The sequence below is a fragment of the uncultured Hyphomicrobium sp. genome (genome assembly GCF_902826555.1).
Taxonomy (GTDB): Bacteria; Pseudomonadota; Alphaproteobacteria; order Rhizobiales; family Hyphomicrobiaceae; genus Hyphomicrobium_C.
Genome location: NZ_CADEFI010000003.1, coordinates 23,312 through 43,655, shown reverse-complemented (window position 1 = coordinate 43,655; position 20,344 = coordinate 23,312). Strand labels below are relative to the sequence as shown.

At 64.5% G+C, this 20,344-nt stretch carries 19 protein-coding genes; 8 read left to right on the top strand and 11 right to left on the bottom strand.

The genetic code is table 11. The annotated features are described in order from the left end of the window. Position 1: 1 nt before the first annotated feature. Positions 2-748: a Maf family nucleotide pyrophosphatase gene (locus QZV93_RS02490; protein ID WP_295555691.1), complete on the bottom strand. Its 747-nt coding sequence runs from the start codon at positions 746-748 to the stop codon at positions 2-4. A gap of 183 nt (positions 749-931) precedes the next feature. Between QZV93_RS02490 and QZV93_RS02485 the strand changes: the two genes are divergently transcribed. Both QZV93_RS02485 and QZV93_RS02480 read left to right on the top strand, forming a co-directional pair. Beyond that, positions 932-1,627 carry a Crp/Fnr family transcriptional regulator gene (locus tag QZV93_RS02485; protein ID WP_295555690.1) on the top strand — a complete coding sequence of 232 codons (696 nt, stop codon included), beginning with the start codon at positions 932-934 and terminating at the stop codon, positions 1,625-1,627. Positions 1,628-1,841: 214 nt separating this feature from the next. Continuing rightward, positions 1,842-3,155 (top strand): adenylate/guanylate cyclase domain-containing protein, encoded by a 1,314-nt coding sequence (locus QZV93_RS02480; RefSeq protein ID WP_295555689.1) that lies wholly within the window; start codon positions 1,842-1,844, stop codon positions 3,153-3,155. A gap of 24 nt (positions 3,156-3,179) precedes the next feature. On the opposite strand, the gene QZV93_RS02475 is transcribed toward QZV93_RS02480, so the two are convergent. The 5 genes from QZV93_RS02475 to QZV93_RS02455 form a co-directional block, all read right to left on the bottom strand. Continuing rightward, the gene (locus tag QZV93_RS02475) at positions 3,180-3,641 is read right to left on the bottom strand and encodes a low molecular weight phosphatase family protein (RefSeq protein ID WP_295555688.1); all 462 of its coding nucleotides are present in this window, start codon (positions 3,639-3,641) and stop codon (positions 3,180-3,182) included. Between the two features lie 4 nt (positions 3,642-3,645). Further along, the gene (locus QZV93_RS02470; protein WP_295555687.1) at positions 3,646-4,155 is read right to left on the bottom strand and encodes a UPF0262 family protein; all 510 of its coding nucleotides are present in this window, start codon (positions 4,153-4,155) and stop codon (positions 3,646-3,648) included. A 3-nt stretch (positions 4,156-4,158) separates the two neighbouring features. Continuing rightward, entirely contained in the window at positions 4,159-5,454 is a 1,296-nt protein-coding gene (gene hisD, locus QZV93_RS02465) for a histidinol dehydrogenase (protein ID WP_295555686.1), read from the bottom strand. A gap of 128 nt (positions 5,455-5,582) precedes the next feature. Then, positions 5,583-6,029 (bottom strand): DUF2948 family protein, encoded by a 447-nt coding sequence (locus tag QZV93_RS02460; RefSeq protein WP_295555685.1) that lies wholly within the window; start codon positions 6,027-6,029, stop codon positions 5,583-5,585. 25 nt (positions 6,030-6,054) lie between these two features. Further along, entirely contained in the window at positions 6,055-6,525 is a 471-nt protein-coding gene (locus QZV93_RS02455) for a DUF992 domain-containing protein (protein ID WP_295555683.1), read from the bottom strand. Positions 6,526-6,756: 231 nt separating this feature from the next. Between QZV93_RS02455 and QZV93_RS02450 the strand changes: the two genes are divergently transcribed. Continuing rightward, positions 6,757-7,131 carry a Crp/Fnr family transcriptional regulator gene (locus QZV93_RS02450; protein ID WP_295555682.1) on the top strand — a complete coding sequence of 125 codons (375 nt, stop codon included), beginning with the start codon at positions 6,757-6,759 and terminating at the stop codon, positions 7,129-7,131. A 35-nt stretch (positions 7,132-7,166) separates the two neighbouring features. On the opposite strand, the gene murA is transcribed toward QZV93_RS02450, so the two are convergent. Both murA and QZV93_RS02440 read right to left on the bottom strand, forming a co-directional pair. Next, the gene (murA, locus tag QZV93_RS02445; RefSeq protein ID WP_295555680.1) at positions 7,167-8,459 is read right to left on the bottom strand and encodes a UDP-N-acetylglucosamine 1-carboxyvinyltransferase; all 1,293 of its coding nucleotides are present in this window, start codon (positions 8,457-8,459) and stop codon (positions 7,167-7,169) included. 256 nt (positions 8,460-8,715) lie between these two features. Then, on the bottom strand, positions 8,716-8,886 hold the full coding sequence (locus QZV93_RS02440; protein ID WP_295555679.1) for a hypothetical protein: 171 nt from the start codon (positions 8,884-8,886) through the stop codon (positions 8,716-8,718). A gap of 306 nt (positions 8,887-9,192) precedes the next feature. On the opposite strand from QZV93_RS02440, the gene bcsS reads away from it, so the two are divergent. The 4 genes from bcsS (at position 9,193) to QZV93_RS02420 (ending at position 15,240) form a co-directional block, all read left to right on the top strand. Beyond that, positions 9,193-10,002: a cellulose biosynthesis protein BcsS gene (bcsS, locus tag QZV93_RS02435; protein ID WP_295555677.1), complete on the top strand. Its 810-nt coding sequence runs from the start codon at positions 9,193-9,195 to the stop codon at positions 10,000-10,002. A 218-nt stretch (positions 10,003-10,220) separates the two neighbouring features. Next, positions 10,221-10,868, top strand: a complete 648-nt coding sequence (locus tag QZV93_RS02430) for a TetR/AcrR family transcriptional regulator (RefSeq protein ID WP_295555675.1) — start codon at positions 10,221-10,223, stop codon at positions 10,866-10,868. Then, complete coding sequence (locus QZV93_RS02425) at positions 10,865-12,133, top strand: efflux RND transporter periplasmic adaptor subunit (protein WP_295555674.1); 1,269 nt, start codon at positions 10,865-10,867, stop codon at positions 12,131-12,133. The genes QZV93_RS02430 and QZV93_RS02425 overlap by 4 nt, the downstream gene beginning before the upstream one ends. Then, entirely contained in the window at positions 12,130-15,240 is a 3,111-nt protein-coding gene (locus QZV93_RS02420) for an efflux RND transporter permease subunit (protein WP_295555672.1), read from the top strand. Before QZV93_RS02425 ends, QZV93_RS02420 begins: the two co-directional genes overlap by 4 nt. Before the next feature lie 15 nt (positions 15,241-15,255). Here the strand turns inward: QZV93_RS02420 and QZV93_RS02415 are convergent, their stop codons facing one another. Continuing rightward, positions 15,256-16,341, bottom strand: a complete 1,086-nt coding sequence (locus QZV93_RS02415; protein WP_295555670.1) for a quinone-dependent dihydroorotate dehydrogenase — start codon at positions 16,339-16,341, stop codon at positions 15,256-15,258. Next, a complete protein-coding gene (locus tag QZV93_RS02410) occupies positions 16,338-16,679 on the bottom strand; it encodes a DUF952 domain-containing protein (RefSeq protein ID WP_295555669.1) in 342 nt (113 codons plus the stop codon). Before QZV93_RS02410 ends, QZV93_RS02415 begins: the two co-directional genes overlap by 4 nt. 305 nt (positions 16,680-16,984) lie before the next feature. Between QZV93_RS02410 and QZV93_RS02405 the strand changes: the two genes are divergently transcribed. Beyond that, a complete protein-coding gene (locus tag QZV93_RS02405) occupies positions 16,985-18,598 on the top strand; it encodes a DUF262 domain-containing HNH endonuclease family protein (RefSeq protein ID WP_295555668.1) in 1,614 nt (537 codons plus the stop codon). 7 nt (positions 18,599-18,605) lie between these two features. Here QZV93_RS02405 and QZV93_RS02400 read toward each other — a convergent pair whose 3' ends face one another. Next, positions 18,606-20,279 (bottom strand): lysine--tRNA ligase, encoded by a 1,674-nt coding sequence (locus QZV93_RS02400; protein ID WP_295555666.1) that lies wholly within the window; start codon positions 20,277-20,279, stop codon positions 18,606-18,608. Positions 20,280-20,344: the final 65 nt, after the last annotated feature.

The window sequence follows — 20,344 nt, the reverse complement described above, 5'->3', positions numbered from 1 at the left end:
CTCATTCGGCGTCGATTTCGGCGGCTCTCAGCCAATTGAAGTGCACCGGGAACCCCTCACCGATCAGAAGACTCACGACTTCCGTCAGCGGCAGGCCCACCACGTTCGTGTAGGAGCCGGTAATCGTGCGTACGAAACAGCCGGCGAGACCCTGGATCGCGTATCCGCCGGCCTTGCCGCGCCACTCCCTGGACGCGATATAGGCTTCGATCTCCGACTTCGAAAGATGTTTGAAGCGCACGCGCGTATCGACGATGCGCGTCCGCACGCGGTCGTCCGGAGTGATGAGGCAGATGCCGGTCAACACGCGATGCGAGCGTCCCGAGAGCCGCTCCAGCGTCGCCACCGCCTCCTCGATATGCTCGGGCTTGCCGAAAATGCGCCGGCCTACCGACACCACGGTATCGGCGGCGAGGACATAGGCTCCCGCAATGTCCACGTCGTTGGCGATCTGGTCACGCGCCGTTTCCGCCTTTGCACGCGCAAGACGGGCTGCAAGCGCGCGCGGCATCTCCGCCATCCGCGCCGTCTCGTCGATGCTGGCAGGACGCAGGGCATTGGGCTCGATGCCGGCTTGGGCAAGCAGCGTCAGTCGCCGCGGGCTTGCGCTCGCCAGCACCAGCTTGGGTGCATGATGCGGCCCCTCCTCCCGCGCGCGCTCGCGGGCCAGCTCACGCCGGAGCGTCTCGCGTCGGGGACTGTCCGTACGTTTGAAGGTGCTGAAGAAGGCGGCCTTGACGGAGCTCATGTCTGGGTGCCGTTGATGGAGAAAGGGGCCTAAAGAGGTAAACGCCGCCGGGAGGGCGCCTCGGTCCCGAAAAACACGTGCGGAGAATGCAGATGGCCCTCCTGAAAAGCAAGAAGCTCGTTGCCATTCCGCGCCGTTCCCGCGAATATCCCCGCCGATCCCTAGACCGGGGTGGAGGATGGGATGGTCACCAAGGAAGCGCTGCTCGAAATGCTGGGGCGAACGCCGTTGTTCGGCGCGCTCGAGGAGGCGGACCGCAAGGCGGTCATGCAGGAGATGCGCGAGGCGTCCTATGACGGTGGCCAGGCCATTTTCGCGCGCGGTGACCCCGGTCGCGACATCTATCTTGTGACGAACGGCCGCGTGCGCTTGTCCGTGCTGACCTCCGAAGGGCGCGAGCTTTCGTTCGCGCACGCCGAGGCCGGCCAGATCTTTGGCGAGATTGCCGTGCTCGACGGTGGCGTGCGCAGCGCTGATGCAACCGCCGTGTCGAAGGTGACCGCGCTCACACTATCTAAGGGTGCACTGAACCGGCTCATCGAGCAGCGCACCGTGGTGCGCGAGGCCGTCGTTAAGTTCCTGTGCAACCGTGTGCGCGAGGCCGATCATCAGCTCGAAGGCATCGCTCTCTACCCGATCGAGGTCCGGCTGGCCCGGTTCTTCCTGGCGGCCGCCCGTCAGAAAGGGGAGCTGAAACCCGGCGCCAGGATCGTCATCGACCTTCCGATCTCCCAAAGCGAGCTGGCCCTGCTCATCGGCGCCAGCCGGCCGAAGGTGAATGCGGCACTGTCCCTGTTGGAGGATAGCGGCGCGATCGAGCGCAAGGACAGCCGTTTCACGTGCGACATCGACGAGCTCGAGGCCACGGCCGGCGCTTAGACCATGGCCGCCGCGGCGCCCTCCTGGTTTGCAGCGCTCGCGCAAAAGGCCACGAGCGCGGCCGTTGATCCCGGGCCGCCTTGTTTCGCGGATGACAGCCCTTTCGGCGTCGCTGCTTTAATCAGCCTTTCCGTCACCGTATCCACGAGAGATCGCAAATGATCTAGTTTCGGGCCGAGAAGAGCTCGCGACTGTCTTTGGGAGAAGCAGAAAAGTGCCGCGGCAGGAACAGCCTGAGACCGACGAAGCGCCCGAGCGCGGCGGGATGCTCGATTGGATATGGTCCTCGCCGGCACTGGCGGCTGCGGGTGCTTGGCTGTCGAGGATGGTTGAAGCCGGCACGCAAGGCTATCCGCCCGACACCAAGCGCCGTCTCATGATCCTGAACATGATCGCCTACCTGATCGTGGTCACGACGCTCATTTACGGCCTGCAGCAGGCGGCGCTCGATTTCGAACGCTTTTGGCCGATCGTCTACATCAACTTCGCCATCGTCTTGATCGTCGCTGCCGTGCCGCTGGTGCATCGCTTCGGATCGGCGGCGGCGGCGCTCCTTATTCTCGTGACGGAATGCGCGGCCCTTCTTGCTTTCACCTACTATCTCGGGCGCGAGTCGGGGCTGCACATCCAGTACATCGCCTTTTCCGCGGCCGCTTTCGTCGTCTTCGGCCTCGGACGGCTGTGGCTGATCGTGCCTGCCATCACGGTTGCCTTGATATTGCACCTTGTCTGTTGGTTTTGGTTCCCACAGTCAGCTGCAAAAATCGCCACTCCGCAGCATGTCCTCGACTCCCTCTACACCCAGGCGGCCATCACGACGTTCGGCCTCATCGCTGCCGCCGTGTTCTATGCGTTTCGCCTCGCCGAGAATGCAAAAGCCGAGACCGATGCGCTTCTGCGCAACATTCTTCCCGACACCATCGTCGAGCGCTTGAAGGCGAAGCCGGCCGAGCATGTCGCAGATACCTTCCAAGACGCCTCGATCCTGTTTGCGGACATATCGGGCTTCGTCCCTTTGGCGCGGCGTCTGGGCGCGGTCGAGACCGTGGCGCTGCTGAACAAGCTCGTCACGCTGTTCGACGACCTCGCGGAGCGGCACGGGGTCGAGAAGATCAAGACCATCGGCGACGCCTACATGGTGGCGTCGGGCGTGCCCGAGCCGACGGCGGATTTCGCCCATCGGCTCGCCCGCATGGCCCTCGCCATGCAGGAAGCCGTGCACGAGCTTCGCGCCGAGACAGGCTACGACATCAATATGCGCATGGGGATGGCGACGGGCCCCGTGATGGCCGGCGTCATTGGCCGCCAGAAATTCAGCTACGACATCTGGGGTGATGCGGTGAACCTCGCGGCGCGGCTCGAGAACACGTCCGTCCCCGGCCGTATCCACATCTGCCCGGCTTCGCGCGAGAGGTTGGGTGAGGGTTTCGAGGTCGAGGCGCGCGGCGCCATCGACATCAAGGGCGTTGGCGAGCGGAGCACCTGGTTTCTCATGGGCTCCCGCAAGAGCCGCCACCCGGGCGGATGATTTTTTGCGCGCCGGGAGCAGGCCTCACACGGTGGGACCGCCGCCACCCGGCAAAAACCGCCGCTTGATTCGCTGAAAGAGCGAATCGCGCACGTCGCGGTAGGCCGCCAGCACCTCCTCGCGGCTCGCGCTGTCCAGGTGCACCGTCGCATCCGGCGTCGGCCAGTACTCGATCTCGGCAGGAACGAGACGCGTCAGCTCGATGCCATGGTGATGAGCTTCCGGCGACAGCGTAATGATCAGGTCGAAGGCGTCCGTCTCGAGGTCCTTGAGCGACGTTGGCTCATGGTCGGAAATATCAATGCCGATCTCGTCCATGACGGCCACGGCAAAGGGATCCGTGAGCCCCGCGCGCACGCCGGCAGAGACCACATGGACGCGATCCCCCAGGAGATGCTGCAGGATCGCCGCGGCCATGGGGCTGCGCACGGCGTTCATGGCACACGCGAACAACACCGCTTGCGGCCCGTCGCCCTCGCGTGACACGAAACTACCCCTTCCAGTGCAGCGCCGAGATGAGCGTGAACAGGCGGCGAGCCGTATCGAAATCGATTTTGATCTTGCCCTCGAGCCGTTCGACGAGCACCCGGCTGCCCTCGTCGTGCAGTCCCCGCCGGCCGACGTCGATGGCCTGGATGCGTGAGGGCTGCGCGGAACGGATCGCCTGATAGTAGCTGTCGAGCACCAGGAAGTAGTCCTTCATGATGCGTTTGAAGGGCGTGAGCGACAGGAAATGCGTGACGATCGGCTCGCCCTCCTCTTCGGCGGCCTTGAACACGGTGAGCGCGAGGCGGTCTTCAACCATACCGATGGTGAGTTTGTAGGGTCCGTCGTCGCGTCCTTCGAGCTCGAACGAGTTGCCGTCCAGGAGATCGTAGATCGCAACCTCGCGCTCGTGCTCGATGTTGGCGTTGCCGCGCCCGATCGATGCCGGATCGAGCAGGATCTCGGCGAGCCGGTTGTTGCTGATGTCGACGGTCTCGGTCGTTGCGTCCGTCATGCCTTATCCTTTCGAAAGCCGGATCTCGACCGACCGCCTGTGTGCCTCGAGCCCCTCCGCTCGCGCGAGCGTCATGGCCTGGGACGCGAGCTTGTCGAGAGACTGCTCGTCGAGCTTGAGAATCGACGTTCGTTTCATGAAATCGAGGACACCGAGACCGGACGAGAAGCGCGCACTTCGTGCTGTCGGTAGCACATGGTTGGGCCCTGCCACGTAATCGCCGATGACCTCTGGCGTGTAGGCGCCGAGAAACAGGGCACCCGCGTTACGGATCTTGGCAGCCAGCGCGTCGGGATCGCGCGTCGCGATCTCAAGATGCTCGGCGGCGATCCGGTCGGCGAGAGCCGGTGCCTCGTCGAGCGACGAAACGAGAATGACGGCGCCGAAGTCCCGCCAGCTCGCGCCTGCGATGTCGGCCTTGGGCAACTGCTGCACTTGGCGCATGACGGCGGCCTCGACGGCATCCGCAAATGCCGCATCGTCCGTGAGCAGGATCGACTGCGCCGCGGTGTCATGCTCAGCCTGCGCCAGCAGGTCGGCCGCGATCCAGGCCGGGTCGTTGTCCTTGTCGGCGATCACCAGCACTTCCGAAGGGCCGGCGATACTGTCGATGCCGACGGTGCCGAACACCTGCCGCTTGGCGGCCGCCACGTAGGCGTTGCCCGGTCCCACGATCTTGGCCACCGGACGGATGGTGTCGGTGCCATAGGCGAGCGCCGCGATCGCCTGCGCGCCGCCGACGCGATAGACTTCCGACACGCCTGCCAGCTTGGCCGCGGCCAGCACCAGCGGGTTGAGCTCGCCTCGGGGCGTCGGTACGACGATCACCAGACGCTCGACGCCGGCAACCTTCGCCGGCACGGCATTCATCAGCACCGAGCTCGGATAGGAGGCGAGCCCGCCCGGCACGTAGAGACCCGCCGATTCCACCGCCGTCCAGCGGTGGCCGAGTGTCACCCCGAGCGCGTCCGTATAGGTCTCGCTCTGCGGCAGGTGCCGGAGATGGTGATCGGCGATGCGGTCGCGCGCAAATGCAAGCGCCTCGAGCGTGTCGGCGCTGCAGGCGCCCACCGCCGCGTCGATCTCGTCCGCCCCGACGCGGAGACCCGTAGCCCCAAGGTCCACATGGTCGAATTTTTTCGACAGCGCGATCAGCGCCGCATCGCCGCCAGCTCGCACATCCGCGACGATCGCGCGCACGGCCTGATCCACGTCCTCGGAGGCCTCTCGCTTGGTGGCGAGGAAGGCGTCGAATCGGGATGCGAAGCCGGGGTCCGATGTCGAAAGCCGCTGAGGCATTGAAAGCTCCGGTGGCGGACCGTCCCGCGGCCCAACGAATGGGCCGTTATAGGCGACGGTCGCCAAAGGCGAAAGCGCACATACGCCACAGGACGTTCCCTGCCTAAGCGTCGCAGATGGAGGGTCTTTCAGTCCCCGGCGTGCTCGGGCCGGCGCGAGGTTGCCCAGGCGGCGCCGAGATCCGTCAGCGCGGCTTCGATGCACTCGATCTCGAGACGCACCGCACCCCCGCCGGCAAAGGTGAAGGTGATCGTACCCCTCGGCTCGTCGCCCGCCGCGAAAGTCAGGGTTAAGAGGGACAGCACCTGATCCTTCTTTGTGAGGTCGAGCCCCTGCACCTGCGCCCCCGTCACATGCTCGAAGCGCACACCGGCGCGCCGGCGGACGAAGCCATCGGCTTTGCCCGCCAGCTTTGCCGCCGCATCGCTCCAGTCGAAACGGTTGACGACGGCAGCGAAGCGCCGCTCGGATTTGAGGTAGGTCATGTCTTCCACCCGCAACACGGCGTCCTGCAGATGGGCTGCGACAATCGCAAGATCCTCGGCATCAAGCGCGATCAGCTTGAGGTCGGCCATATCTCCTCGTGCTCGCTGTATGGCGTTAGCGGATAGACAGCTCAGCCACGCCGACGGCGAGGTTGAGACCCGTCTGACCCTGCACGCTCAAGGGCTGCAGGACGATGGAATTGTTCGAGCCGCCGACCAGAACGTTGGCGCCGCCGCCGATGCCGATCGCGGCATCCGCTGTCGCGCCGACATAGGTGCCGGCGAGCGCCTTCTTGTCGAGCTCATCGGTCGAGGCGAGCACAGCCCACACGATGATCGCATCCTGCGTGACACCGATGTCGAGACCGATCTTCGACACCGAGGCGGAATAGCTTTCCGAGCGCTTGCCTGACGCCGACGTGTATTTGCAGGAATAGGTCTTCTTCGACCCCAGCACCAGGCCGATGCCGCCGCCGCCTTCGCAGGTCAGCGTCCCGGCTTTGATCTTGGCCTGCGCGAGGGCAGGTGCGGATGAGGCGAGCGGCAAGACCGCGAGCGCGGCCAGAGCAATGACGATCTTCTTCACGGTTGATCTCCCCGATCGAGCCAAGGTCTTCGCTTGCTCCCTCCGGGAAAGCAAGGCCTTGATGCTCCTCAATTGCCCCGAAATATGACCGCAGGCAGGCGAACCGGCAATCCCAAACCCGGATCTTTACTTTGAAGCGCTGAGGCAGCGCTCGGAGCGGGGACAGGCCCCCCGTCCCGCGCTATAGTTTACCCCTTTTCGGATCATGATCGCTCCGACCGAGGTCTGGCCATGACGTTGGGCGCCCCTTTTGATTTTGATTTTCTCGAACGGTTCAAGATCCCTCTGAAGCGCTATGGCGCGGGCGAGAAGATTTTTCTCGAGGAGGACCCGGGCGACTACATGTATCTCGTTGTCGAGGGCAAGGTGAGCATCGTCACCTTCGGCACGGTGCTGGAGAACGTGGGGCTGCACGGCATCTTCGGCGAGCTGGCCCTCATCGACAACTCGCCCCGCTCCGCGGCTGCCCTCGCCGCAGAGGCGACCGAGGTCGCCCTCATCAACCGCGAGACGTTTCTGGAGCTGGTACGCCACAATCCGGCATTCTCGCTTTACGTCATGCGTCAGCTCGCTGCCCGCATCCGTCGTATGAACAAGAGCCTGTAGATCCGTTCTCCGTCCTTGCGGGGAGAGGCGGACCATCATCCAGTCGAGATCCGCTCGATCTTCGCCCCGCAGCGCGAAAGTTTTTCCTCCAGACGCTCGAAGCCGCGGTCGAGGTGGTAGACGCGGTTGATCGTCGTCTCGCCTTCCGCCATGAGCCCCGCGATCACGAGCGAGACCGATGCGCGCAGGTCGGTGGCCATCACCGGCGCGCCGCGCAGGCTCTTGACGCCTTTGATGGTCGCCGTATCGCCATGGAGCTTGATGTCGGCGCCGAGGCGCGCCAGCTCCTGCACGTGCATGAAACGGTTTTCGAAGATCGTCTCGCGAATGACGCTCGTTCCGTGCGCGCGTGTCATCAGCGCCATGAGCTGCGCCTGCAGGTCCGTCGGGAAGCCGGGGAACGGCTGCGTCTCCACGTCCACCGGTTCGAGCCCGTTGCCGTTGCGCGCGATGCGCACGCCGGTCTCCGTGTCGGTAACGACGGCGCCCGTATTTTGAAGTGTATCGAGCGCATTTCTGAGCAGCTCGCGCCGCGTCCCCTCGAGTACCACGTCGCCGCCCGTTGCCGCGACCGCAAACGCGAATGTGCCGGTCTCGATGCGATCCGGAAGCACGGTGTGCACCGCGCCTTCGAGCCTCGGCTTGCCCTGGATCCGCAGGGTTGACGTTCCGATGCCTTCGATCTGGACGCCCATCTTGACGAGACACGATGCGACGTCGCCGACCTCGGGCTCCCGCGCGGCGTTCTCGATCAGCGTCTCGCCCTTGGCGAGCGCGGCCGCGAGCAGAACGTTATGGGTCGCACCGACCGACACCATCGGAAAAAGGACGTGCCCTCCGACGAGACCCTTCGGCGCCCGGGCGATCACATAGCCGGCATCGATGTCGATCTCCGCTCCGAGGGCCCTGAGACCGGAGAGGTGCAGATCGACGGGACGCGTGCCGATGGCGCATCCACCGGGCAGCGAGACTTTGGCTTGCCCCATGCGCGCGACGAGCGGGCCGAGCACCCAGAAACTGGCGCGCATGCGCGATACCAGCTCGTAGGGCGCCGTTGTGTCGGAGATGTCGCGCGCCGTGAGATGGAATGTCTCGCCCAGATGCGCCGCACCGCCCGAGCGTTTGCCGTCGACGGCGAGATCCACGCCGTGGTTGCGCAAGATGCGCGCCAGCAGGTTCACGTCTGCAAGGTTCGGCACGTTCTTGAGCGTGAGCCGGTCGTCCGTGAGCAGCGACGCGATCATGAGGGGCAGCGCCGCGTTCTTCGCGCCGGAGATCGGGATCGACCCGTTGAGGCGCTCGCCGCCAATGATCTTGATGCGATCCATGGGTGATCAAAGTTCCTTGCCGAGATGGGTGGGGGCGGATCTGCCGAGCGAAAACCCGCGAATCCCGGGCGGCCGCCGTGTGATGGAGATGCTTAAAGTGCTTCCGGAAAAGTGGGAACCGGTTTTCCGACAAGAAGCACGATCAAGCGATAAGTGCTTCCGGAAAAGTGGGAACCGGTCATGGCGGAGCCATGCGCGTCCCGGAGCCCGACAAGAAGCACGATCAAGCGATAGTGCGGGCGTGAGCAATCGACGATCACGAGGGCGCGTCTTCGCGCTCCGGTTTACCGGACGCGGAGCCCGGAGATCCCGCCGTGTCCGTGCGCTCGCGCTTTGTGCGCACCAGCGCCTTACGGCGGGCGAGGTTGTCGCGCAGCGCCTTCGCCAGTCGCTCTTCCTTGGAGAGTTTCGGGGGCTTGGAGTTCATTGCAGCCATTTGGAATGCCAGGGACGAGTCACAGGCTAGGCGCGAGGGTGCATGTCGCCAAGAGTAAGCAAGAGCGTGCAATCAAAGATTGCATGTTGTCGAAATAGGCAATTAGAGATAGTTATTATACAGCATACAGATGATCATCGTTGACAGGATTAAGGTTAAGGAATTGTCTAGGCACAATCACAGCGTGTTTGTGGTGTGCGCGTCGTGTCAGCGGGGTGGAGACGAGTTTGGGTTCGCAAGAGCCTGCGCTTCGGCGCATCGGGTCTCGCCGTTGTCGCGCCTATCACGTTCGCGGATGTGGCACGTTCCCCGGCCGCTGCCGATCCCACACAGCCCCAGAGCGGCCGGCAAGTCTGGGCCGGCGCCGACGTCTCGACCAACGTGTGGCTCGTCTATTCGGGCGTGACCTTCGCGCCCTGGAGCGCCATGCACGACGACGGCTTTCGCTTTCGTGCCGCGGGCGGCTATGGCGAATACGAATACGAGAAGTCGTCCGATCCGAGTGTGGACTCGGACGACATTCGGCATCTCGATTTCCAAGCCAGGACCTACTTCGCGGACTTTCTGGTCGGCTACCTCAAGCGCTTCGGCGAGTTGACGGCCAAAGCCTACGTCGGCGCGTCCGTCATCAGCCACGACATCACGCCGGACGACGAATACACCATCGCCGTCGGCGACGAGGTGGGCATCAAGGGCGTTATCGAGCTCTGGCTCAACATCGGCGAGAGCGCTTGGGGATCGCTCGACCTCTCTTGGAGTTCCGCCCACGACACGCGCGCAGCCCGCGCACGTCTTGGCTATCGCGTCTGGCCCAAGCTTTCGATCGGGATCGAGGGTGGCATTAACGTCGACTCCCAGGGCCAATGCCGTATGCAGCCGGCAGGCACGGCCGGCTGCGGCTATGCCGATGAGCGGCAACGGGGCAAGTTCTTCGAGGTCGAAGAGGCGGATCTCCTCGATTACGCCCGCGCCGGCACGTTCCTTCGCTATGAGTGGGGAGCCAGCGAAGCATCGATCTCGACAGGCATCCTCGGTGACAGCTTCGCCAGCGACGACAAGGTCGAGCTGGCGCCGTACGTGACCGTGAACTGGCTGACCCAGTTCTGACCACGCCGCATCGGCTTGAAGCCTGAAACCGGCATCTCTCCGCAGTCATTCCACTGAAATTACGTGGAAATCCTGGATGAGCCCCGGGACACCACCGGTTTGTCCGCCTTGACGGGGTCACATTTTCTCGGCAACAAACAAAACGAATGTTCGTTTTGTTGCGTAGGGAACAGCCCAAAAAGCGTTGGGCAAGCACATTGCAGCGTCGGAAAACCATCATGCCCAAACTCAAACCCGAGACCCAGCAAGCGCGCCGTGAGCGCATTCTCGACGCGGCAGAGATCTGCTTCGCGCGCTCGGGCTTTCATCGCTGCACGATGCAGGACATCTGCAAGGAAGCCGGAGTGAGCCCCGGCGCCCTCTACGTTTATTTCGCCTCCAAGGAAGAGCTGATCGCCGGCATCGTCGAGCGCGATCGCGCCAAGCTTGCGGCCGAGCTTGCGGAGCTGTCCAACGCCCCCGATCTGCTCACCGCACTCGCCAAGCTCGGCGAGCACTACACGATGGAGGAGCCGCACCACAAAGGCGTGCTGCACGTGGAGATCGGCAGCGAGGCGACCCGCAACCCCGCGGTCAGGGCAACGTTCCGCGCCGTCGACGACTACTGCCGCCAGAGCTTCGAGCAGGTGTTTGCGCGCGCCGAGCACGAAGGAAAAATCAAGCTCGAGGACGATCCGCGCTTGGTTTCCGAAGCCCTCTCCGTGATTGGCGACGGCCTCTTCTGGCGCCGCGCCGTCGATCCGGATTTCAACGTTCACAAGGTCATGCCGATCCTCATGAGAATGGTGAGCGCCGTCCTCAACCCCGTGACCGCGGACGCAGGTGCTTCCACGGTTGCCAAATCCAAGACCGAGGCGGCCCAATGAGAAAGCGTACTCTCGTCATCCTCCTGGGTCTCGTTGGGCTCGGTGTCGCGGCCTATCAGTCGGGCATCGTCGCGCCATTTCTCGCGTCCCTGGCATCCAAGCATGCGGAAAAAAAGCAGGAGGCGACCAAAAAGGAGCCTCCAGCCCCGGCCGTTTCAGTCGTTCAGGCGGCCCCCCTGGACTTCGTGGAGACTGTGCTCGTCACAGGCTCGTTCACCCCCCGTGAGGAGATCCTGGTCGCGCCCGAGGTCGATGGCCTGCGTGTCCTTGAGATCAAGGTCGAGGAAGGCGATCGCGTAAAAAAGGGCGATCTTCTCGCCGTGCTCGTCACCGAGCAGATCGAAACCCAGCTCGCCGCCAACGAAGCCGCGCTCGGCAGCGCCACCGCGTCCGTTGAGCGTGCGAAAAGCTCGATCCTTGAGATGGAGGCCCGCGCCGCGGAGGCGAAGGCCCAGCTCGAGCGTGCGCGCCCGCTGGTCAAGGACAAGTATCTCTCCGAAAGCGTATTCGATCAGCGCCAAGCCGCCTACAAGGCCGCCGAAGCGCAGCTTGAATCCGCCAAGGGCATGCTGGCCCAGACAGAGGCCGATCGGAACCAGATCGAGGCGCAGCGCCGCGAGCTGATATGGCGCCGCGGCCGCGCCGAGGTCCGTGCCCCTGCCGACGGCATCGTCAGTAAGCGGGCAGGCCGTATCGGCGGCATCGCCACGGCGAGCACGCTCACCGGCGGCGACACCATGTTTCGCATCATCCAGAACGGCGAGATCGAGCTCGATGCCGAAGTCGCCGAGAACAACCTTTGGAAGGTGAAGCCGGGCCAGCCGGCCCGCGTCTCCGCGCCCGGAGGCGTCGAGGCTTCGGGTACGGTGCGCCTCATCGCGCCCGAGGTCGACAAGGCGACGCGCCTCGGCCGCGTCCGCATTTTCCTCGGCTCCCGCCCGGAGCTCAAAGTCGGTTCGTTCGGGCGCGGCACCATCGAGACGGGCCGTGGCCGGGCCATCGCCGTCCCGCTGTCGGCAATCCTGCACTCCGACGACGCCGCGACGGTGCAGGTCGTCGTGGACGGCAAAGTGAAAACGAAGCAAGTGAAAACCGGCCTCGAGACGGCAGGTATGGTGGCCATCGAAAGCGGGATCGCCGAAGGGGATCTCGTCGTCGCCAAGGCCGGCACCTTCCTGCGCGATGGCGACGCGGTTCGTCCCGTCAGTCCGGATCCGCTGCTCAGCGGCAAGGTGAGTGAGAACGCGAACGAGGCCATGCGATGAACATATCGGCCTGGTCGATCCGCAATCCGGTGCCGTCGCTGGTGCTCTTCATGGTCCTGCTCGTGCTGGGCCTCCTGAGTTTCCAGGCGCTCCCGGTCACGCGCTTCCCGAATATCGACGTGCCCGTCATCCAGGCGCGCATTTATCAGTCGGGCGCCGCGCCGTCCGAGCTCGAGACGCAGGTCACGAAGCGCGTCGAGGATGCCATCGCCGGCGTCAACGGCGTGAAGCACATTACCTCTTCCGTCACCGAGGGCTCCTCGGTCACGACCGTCGAGTTCCGCCTCGAGATCGATCCCGACCGCGCGCTCAACGACGTCAAGGATGCCGTCCAGCGGATTCGCACCGATCTGCCGCGCACCATCGAGGAGCCGGTCGTCACCCGCGTTGAAATCGAAGGCCTGCCGGTCGTTACATACGCGGCCCGAGCGCCAGCGATGACGCCCGAGGAGCTGTCCTGGTTCGTGGACGACACGCTGGTGCGGCTGCTGCAGGGCGTGAAGGGCGTGTCCGAGGTCGCGCGCATGGGCGGTGTCCTGCGCGAGATCCGCATCAACCTCGATCCCGACCGGCTGCTCTCCTATGGTGTGACGGCGGGAGAGGTGAACAGTCAGGTGCGCGCCTCCAACGTCAATCTCGCCGGCGGACGCGGTGAGATCGCTGGCCGCGAGCAGGCCATCCGCACGCTCGCCAGCAAGCAGACGGTGGCTGAGCTGGCTGAGACCATGATTGCGCTCCCCGGCGGGCGCAAGGTCCGTCTCGACCAGCTCGGAACCGTCACCGACGAAGTGGAGGAGCCGCGCACCTTCGCCAAGCTGGACGGCGAGGGCATCGTCGCCTTCTCGATTTCGCGGGCTAAAGGCGAAAGCGACACCACGGTCGCCGCCGCAGCCGCCGCCAAGATCGCGGAGATCGAGAAGCTCTATCCGGACGTCCAGTTGCAGCGCATCGACAATACGGTCGACTACACCTACGGCGTTTATCAGTCGACCATGAAGACCCTGCTCGAAGGTGCCGTGCTGGCCATCTTGGTGGTCTTCGTCTTCCTGCGCGATTGGCGCGCCACCGTGATCGCCGCCATCGCCTTGCCACTGTCGATCATCCCGGCTTTCTGGGCCATGTCGGCGATGGGCTTCTCGCTCAATCTCGTGAGCCTGCTCGCCATCACCATCGTCACCGGCATTCTCGTCGACGACGCCATCGTCGAGATCGAGAACATCGTGCGCCATATTCAGATGGGCAAATCGCCCTATCGCGCCTCGCTCGAGGCGGCCGACGAGATCGGCCTCGCGGTCATCGCCATCACGACGACCATTATTGCCGTCTTCACGCCCGTCTCCTTCATGGGCGGCATCGCCGGCCAGTACTTCAAGCAGTTCGGCCTCGTCGTGGCGGCCGCCGTCTTTTTCTCGCTCTTGGTTGCGCGCCTCATCACGCCGCTGCTTGCCGCCTACTTCATGCGCCCCCACGAGCACGCGCCCGAAGAAGGTCGCCTCATGCGCACCTACACCCGCGTCGTGAGCTGGTCCGTGCGCCATCACATCGCCACCGTCGCGCTCGGCCTGTTGGTCTTTGCGGGTTCGATTGGCAGCTTCTACCTGTTGCCGTCCGGCTTTATCCCGCAGGAAGACTCGGGCCGCATGCTGCTCGGCGTCGAGCTGCCGCCGGGAACCAAGCTTGCCGACACCGAAGCCGCCACTGACGAGGTAACGCGGCGCATCAAGGTGCGCCCCGACGTCGAAAGCGTGTTCGTGATCGGCGGCACGCTGCTCGGCAGCGGCGAGGAGGTCCGCAAGGCGACGTTGATTGTCACCCTGAAACCGCGCGACCAGCGCGCACTGCTGCAAAGCCGCATCGCCGAGGAGATCGGTCACAATCTGTCGGACATTCCCGACATCCGCTACTTCTTCCTCCAGGATGACGGCCAGCGCGAGTTCCAGCTCGTGGTGACAGGCCGCGACGGCGAAGCCGTCACCAAGGTCGCAGCCGAGCTCACCAGCCAGGCCAAGCGCATTCCGTTCTTGCAGAATGTCGTCTCCACGGCCGAGTTGGACCGTCCGGAGCTGCGCGTCTATCCCCGGTCCGAGGTCGCAGCCGAGCTTGGCATCACCACGGAGACCATCTCCGAGGCCGTGCGCATTGCCACCCTCGGCGATATCGGCGCCAACCTCGCCAAGTTCGACGTTGGCGACCGCCAGGTCCCGATCCGTGTCCAGCTCAAGACCAGCGCGCGTGAAAGCCGCCAGCTGCTCGAGGAGTTGAAGGTCCCGACCGCTTCGGGAGGCGCCGTACCGCTGTCGACGGTCGCCACGTTCGACTATGGCCAGGGCCCGACCTCCATCGACCGCTACGATCGCACGCGCCGCATTGTCCTCGGTGCCGGCCTCGTCACCGGTACGCCCCTCGGAGACGCCGTCAACGCCGTGATGGCACTTCCTGCAGCGCAAAAGCTGCCGCCGGGCGTTGAGATCAAGCAGTTCGGCGCCGCCGAGATCATGGGCGAGGTGTTCGAGAGCTTCGAGAAGGCCATGGGTGCCGGCCTGATGATGGTCTATGCCGTCCTCGTGCTGCTGTTTGCGAGCTTCCTGCAGCCGGTCACCATCCTGTTCTCGCTGCCGCTCTCCATCGGCGGAGCCATCACCGCCCTGGCGCTCACCGGCAACGCCATCAGCCTGCCCGTCGTCATCGGCGTTCTCATGCTGATGGGCATTGTGACCAAGAATGCAATCATGCTGGTCGACTTCGCGGTCGAGGAGATCAAGCGCGGGGTGCCCAGGGCCGAGGCCATTGTCGACGCCGGGCGCAAGCGCGCCCGCCCGATCATCATGACCACCATCGCCATGGTCGGCGGCATGCTTCCCTCGGCGCTGGCGCTCGAATCCGGCGGCGAGTTCCGCGCCCCCATGGCGGTCGCTGTCATCGGCGGACTGATCTCGTCGACGGTGCTGAGTCTCCTGTTCGTGCCGGCCGTCTTTATGCTCATGGACGACGTCGCGAGCTGGATCTGGCGCTTCTTCAGCCGCTTCGTCGGGAAATCGGACGAACAACCCGACGAGGCTCCGGCGCGGCTCCTGCCCCGCCCGGACACGCGCGCCGCCGCCGAGTGAGCGTGTGCGCCAGTTTCAAATCGCCTTGGACGCCCATTCCGCGGCGCGCACGCCGGTGAGTTCGGCAATCGACTTGGCCCCGCGTGCGGCACACGTCGCGGCGAGGTGCGCCGCGATGCGTTGGATCAGGCCTGGCCCTTCGTAGATGAGACCGGTGTAGAGCTGTAGCAGGCTGGCGCCGGCCTCGATTTTGGCGAGCGCCGTCTCGGCGCTGTCGATCCCACCGATGCCGATCAGCGGGACTCGGCCCTCCGTCGCCGTAAAAACCCGAGCGAGCATAACCGTCGAGCGGTGGAACAACGGCCGGCCCGAGAGCCCGCCGGCTTCCTGAGCGATCCGATCGGAGAGCCCCGGTCGCGCAAGTGTGGTGTTGGACACGGCGATGCCGTCGATATCATGCCGGAGCAACGTCGCCACCACGTCTCCGAGCGTTCCTTCGGCGATGTCGGGCGCCAGCTTGACGACAACGGGCCGGCGAACACCGTTCGCCGCTATCTTTGCCGTCCGCGCGCTCATGATCCGGGACAGCAGCTCGTCCAACGCCTCGGGCGCCTGCAGATCCCGCAACCCCGGCGTATTGGGCGACGAGATGTTCACCGTGAAATAGCTGGCAACATCGTAAAACGTTTCAATGCCAGCAACATAGTCGCCCGCGCGATCCGCGCTGTCCTTGTTGGCGCCGATGTTCACCCCGACGATTCCGCGCGCCGTTCGCCGCGCAAGTCCGGCGCGCGCCGCCGCATGCCCTTTGTTGTTGAAACCCAGCCGGTTGATCACCGCGCGCTCGCTGACCAGCCTGAAAACGCGCGGAGCAGCGTTGCCCGCCTGCGGCTTAGGGGTAGTCGTGCCAACCTCCGCAAAGCCGCAGCCGAGCCCGAGCACGGCGTCCGCAACCCGGGCATCCTTGTCGAAGCCTGCGGCGATGCCGATCGGATTAGGAAATCTGAGGCCAAGTACGGATGTTGCGAGAACGGTTTCGTCCGTATTTGCGCAATGAGGATAGAGGCCGAACTCGAGTGCCTTCAGCGTCATCTCGTGCGCGGCCTCGGGATCGAGCGCCAGCAGCAACGGCCGGGCGAGATGAGCGAGCGGGCCGATCATCTTGCATCATCCTCGGGAACGATCGGCACGCCGCCGTCGTCGAGGTCGAGCGGCTTTTCCCAAAGCACGAGCGACGTTGGCAGAGCGGCATAGAGATGCGGGAAGAGGTCCCCGCCGCGCGAAGGCTCCCAGACAAGCGCGGCCCCAAGCGCACTCTCGTCGATCGCGACCAGGAGCAGATCGTCAATGCCCTTGAAATGCTTAGCGGCCGTTCCGCGGACCTGGTGCGCCGCAGAGAAATGGATGAACCCGTCGCGGGCGTCGTCGGCGGAGCCGTCATAGGCTCCCTTGAGACAAGCCTCGCGCCACGCTTTCCGTTCAACAATCTTGAAGATCATTCCTCGTGTGTCCGCTTTCACGCACTCCGTCACAACGTGCGCGCACCTTGGTGCACTAGACTTAATCTCCTCGTCTCTCGAGGTTGATATCATGTACAATCCATGACTCTCGACCGCACGGGCGGGCACATGGATCGAGTGGGGGCAATAGCACAGGCTGAGAGGGTTTGTTGCAACCCTGAACTCCTTATGAACGACGATCCGACGGGCACTCCGAGCTCTGGCCTGTGGCGCTCCGCGGGGCAGGCACATCGTGCTCCGTCGTAAAGAAGACGGGAACATTCCGCGTGCACGATCTTATTTCAGTGAGCGTACTGCCTCTCAAGGATCTTTTTTCCGACGACTTCCATTTTCGTCTTCCCTATTTCCAGCGCGCCTATGCGTGGCAGACCGAGCAGGTAGGGCGCCTGCTGTCCGATATCACCGGGGCCATGCGCGCAAGTGGCGGCAGACGCGGCTATCTGCTCGGCAAGCTCGTGCTGGCCAAGAGGAAGGGGCAGCCCGAGACCGCGCTCGTCGACGGCCATCAGCGGGTCATGTCGCTCACGCTGCTGTTCGCCGTGCTGCGCGATCTCGAGAGCAATCCCAGATTTCAGGAACGGCTCAACGGGTTCATCCGCGGCCGAGAGCTGCGTTTGACCCCCCAGGAAGCCATCGCTCCGTCCTGTGAGCGTTTCGTTCAGGCGCCCGGCGCCACATCCGTCGAGCCAGACGAGGATCTGGACATCCTTTCCGAGACCGAGCGCAATATCATAGAGAACCGCAACTACCTGCGCACCGAGCTCACCAGCGTCGAGTTCACGCCTGACATGAGGCACGCGCTGGTCGATTATCTCGCCGAGCAGTGTTGCGTCATCGTCTCCTCCGTGGACGACGAGGACGAAGCCTGGGCATCTCTCAGAACCGAGGAGGAGACACGCGTCGAATTCTCGAAGACGGCGCGCGCCAAGTTCAACCTCCTGGCCATCGTGCCGGCGAACGAACGCAGCGAGTGCCAGCGGGTTTGGGAGGCATGCGAAACCCTTTTGGGCGCAAGCGACATGCACGCCCTGCTCGGCCATCTCCGCACGTTGAAGCGTCGCCGGCAAAGCGGCAAGCCGGTCGAGGTCGAGATCGCCGAAAGCTACAAGTTCAACGTTGCGGGCGCCGGCGCCGCCTTCCTGAAGACGCAGTTGCAGCCTGCTGCCGAGTGCCTCGCCGCCCTGCGCCGTACCGACGAAAACCCCTTCGGTGTCGGAGAGTTCGCCGAACGCCTCAGGTGGATCGACATGCAGCTATGGGTGCCGGCGGCCCTTCTCTGGCTTCAGACCAAGCGCGACACGGAGGAGACGAAGCTCTTCTTCAAGCGTCTTGAGCGCCTCGTCTGGATGATGCGGATCGCCGGCTTCGACCCCACCAAGCAGCACAATCGCATCGTCCAGCTCTTGGGCGAGATCGATCGCGGCGGCCCTGTTTCCAAGATGCGCGAGCTCGAAGTGACGGCCGAGATGCGCGACAAGGCGCTTACCAACCTGCGCAGCCCATCCTTCGATGCCAAGCATTTCAGCGGACGCGTGCTGCGGCGCATCAGCATCGCGCTCGGGGAGGATCCGGGGCCGATCGCGCGCGACCGGCTCACCATCGAGCACGTGCTGCCGCGCGCCTTCGAGGCCAAGAGCGGCTGGCGGGCGCAATTCCCGTCCGTCCGCTCCGTCAAGCAGTACGCTCACCGGCTCGGCAACCTCACCTTCCTGTCGCCGGAAGAAAACCAGGCCGCGGATGCCTTCGATTGGGCGGTCAAGCGCCCCATCCTGGCGCGTTCGCAATGCGTGCTGTCACGCCGGCTCGGCGAACAGGAGGACTGGTCGCCGCCGCAGATTTACGGCCGCACCGAGGATCTCATCGGCATCCTCTTCAAGGATTGGGAAATCAAGTTCTGAGGCTGGCTCAGGAGGACTTTGCGTCCGCCGCAATGAGCTTCCCGTCCAGTGCGGTCGCGATCAGAGCCCGCGTTTCCGGAACGCCGTAGAGCGCGATGAAGGAGCCGAAGCGCGGACCTTTGCTCTCGCCGAGCAGGATCTCGTAGATGCTGTTGAACCACGCGTTCGAGACGCCGGGCTTCTCTGGCGTTGCGCCTTTGGCCGCAAAATCCTGGTAGCGCGGCACCGCGCGCCCGACGTCGTAGAGGATCGCCTGCAGATCTTCCGCGCTGGCCCCTTCCGGCGCCTTGGCGAGCGCATCCGAGAGCGCTTGCAGCGCCACGCGCTCTTCCTCATCGGCCGCCCGGTAACGCTTCTGCGGCTTCACGAAATCGGCGTAGTAGCGGACCGCATAACCCGCGAGCTTGTCCAGCAGCGGATGTGTTTCTGGGCTGACGCCCGGAACGTGGCGGCGGATGAAGCCCCACAGCACGCTCTTATCGTCGGCGTTCGAGGCTGCGACCAGGTTGAGCAGCAGCGCGAACGTGAGCGGCGTTTCAGCCGCGGGCGGCACGCCGCCGTGAATATGCCAGACCGCGTTGTCGAGCTTGGCTTTGCCGTCCTGCCGCGGATAGGCCGCGAGCAATTGCAGGTATTCGTCCACGGCGCGCGGAATGACGTCGAAATAGAGCTTCTTCGCGCTCCTGGGCTTCTGGAACATGAAGAGCGCCAGGCTTTCGGGCGACGCGTAGGTCAGCCACTCGTCGATGGTGAGCCCGTTCCCCTTGGACTTTGAGATCTTCTCTCCGTTTTCGTCCAGGAACAGCTCGTACACGTAGTGCTCGGGCGGCGCCCCGCCCAGGATCTCGCAGATCTTGTCGTAGATCGGCGCGTTGGTCTGGTGGTCCTTCCCGAACATCTCGAAATCGACGCCGAGCGCGGCCCACCGCATGCCGAAATCAGGCTTCCACTGCAGCTTGACGCCGCCTCCCGTCACCGGGAGCGTGACGTCGCGCCCGTCCTCGTCCGCGAAGGTGATCGTACCGGCCTTGGCATCCACCGCCTTCATCGGCACGTAGAGCACGCGCCCGCTCGTGGGCGAGATGGGCAGGAATGGGCTGTAGGTCGCCTGCCGCTCGGCTCCGAGCGTCGGCAGCATCACGTCCATGATCGCGTCGTAGCGTTCGACGGCGCGCAGCAGCACCTCGTCGAAGCGACCGGACTTGTAATACTCGGTGGCGCTCGCGAATTCGTACTCGAAGCCGAAGGTGTCGAGGAAGCGGCGCAGCATGGCGTTGTTGTGGTCGCCGAAGCTCTTGTAGTCGCCGCCGAACGGGTTCGGCACCGTTGTCAGCGGCATCTGCATATAGGGCTCGAGCGCGGCGCGGTCCGGCACGTTGTCCGGGATCTTGCGCATGCCGTCCATGTCGTCCGAGAAGCAGAGGAGGCGCGTCTTGATCTTGCCGCCGGTCAGCGCTTCGAAGGCGCGTCGCACCATCGTGGTCCGCGCGACCTCGCCGAACGTGCCGATGTGCGGCAGGCCCGACGGTCCGTAGCCGGTCTCGAAGAGCACCGCCTTGTCGGCGCCGCCCTTCTTTTTTTCCACGCGCTTGATCAGCCGGCGTGCCTCCTCGAACGGCCAGGCCTTCGCGTCGCCGAGCGCGGCGGACAAGGCGGTATCGAGCGTGGCAGCGTCAGTCATGGATTGCTTTCGGGTGCTGGCGAAGATGCGTCGGCGCAATCGAACATTGCGGTCCTGCAAATCGA

Excerpts from the sequence above, each read along its gene's own strand:
- QZV93_RS02420 (WP_295555672.1), top strand. The coding sequence starts at position 12,130 with ATGAACATATCGGCCTGGTCGATCCGCAATCCGGTGCCGTCGCTGGTG.
- hisD (WP_295555686.1), bottom strand. The coding sequence starts at position 5,454 with ATGCCTCAGCGGCTTTCGACATCGGACCCCGGCTTCGCATCCCGATTC.
- QZV93_RS02470 (WP_295555687.1), bottom strand. The coding sequence starts at position 4,155 with ATGACGGACGCAACGACCGAGACCGTCGACATCAGCAACAACCGGCTC.
- QZV93_RS02460 (WP_295555685.1), bottom strand. The coding sequence starts at position 6,029 with ATGGCCGACCTCAAGCTGATCGCGCTTGATGCCGAGGATCTTGCGATT.
- QZV93_RS02410 (WP_295555669.1), bottom strand. The coding sequence starts at position 16,679 with ATGATCTTCAAGATTGTTGAACGGAAAGCGTGGCGCGAGGCTTGTCTC.
- QZV93_RS02440 (WP_295555679.1), bottom strand. The coding sequence starts at position 8,886 with ATGAACTCCAAGCCCCCGAAACTCTCCAAGGAAGAGCGACTGGCGAAG.
- QZV93_RS02425 (WP_295555674.1), top strand. The coding sequence starts at position 10,865 with ATGAGAAAGCGTACTCTCGTCATCCTCCTGGGTCTCGTTGGGCTCGGT.
- QZV93_RS02415 (WP_295555670.1), bottom strand. The coding sequence starts at position 16,341 with ATGATCGGCCCGCTCGCTCATCTCGCCCGGCCGTTGCTGCTGGCGCTC.
- QZV93_RS02450 (WP_295555682.1), top strand. The coding sequence starts at position 6,757 with ATGACGTTGGGCGCCCCTTTTGATTTTGATTTTCTCGAACGGTTCAAG.
- QZV93_RS02485 (WP_295555690.1), top strand. The coding sequence starts at position 932 with ATGGTCACCAAGGAAGCGCTGCTCGAAATGCTGGGGCGAACGCCGTTG.
- QZV93_RS02430 (WP_295555675.1), top strand. The coding sequence starts at position 10,221 with ATGCCCAAACTCAAACCCGAGACCCAGCAAGCGCGCCGTGAGCGCATT.
- QZV93_RS02400 (WP_295555666.1), bottom strand. The coding sequence starts at position 20,279 with ATGACTGACGCTGCCACGCTCGATACCGCCTTGTCCGCCGCGCTCGGC.
- murA (WP_295555680.1), bottom strand. The coding sequence starts at position 8,459 with ATGGATCGCATCAAGATCATTGGCGGCGAGCGCCTCAACGGGTCGATC.
- QZV93_RS02490 (WP_295555691.1), bottom strand. The coding sequence starts at position 748 with ATGAGCTCCGTCAAGGCCGCCTTCTTCAGCACCTTCAAACGTACGGAC.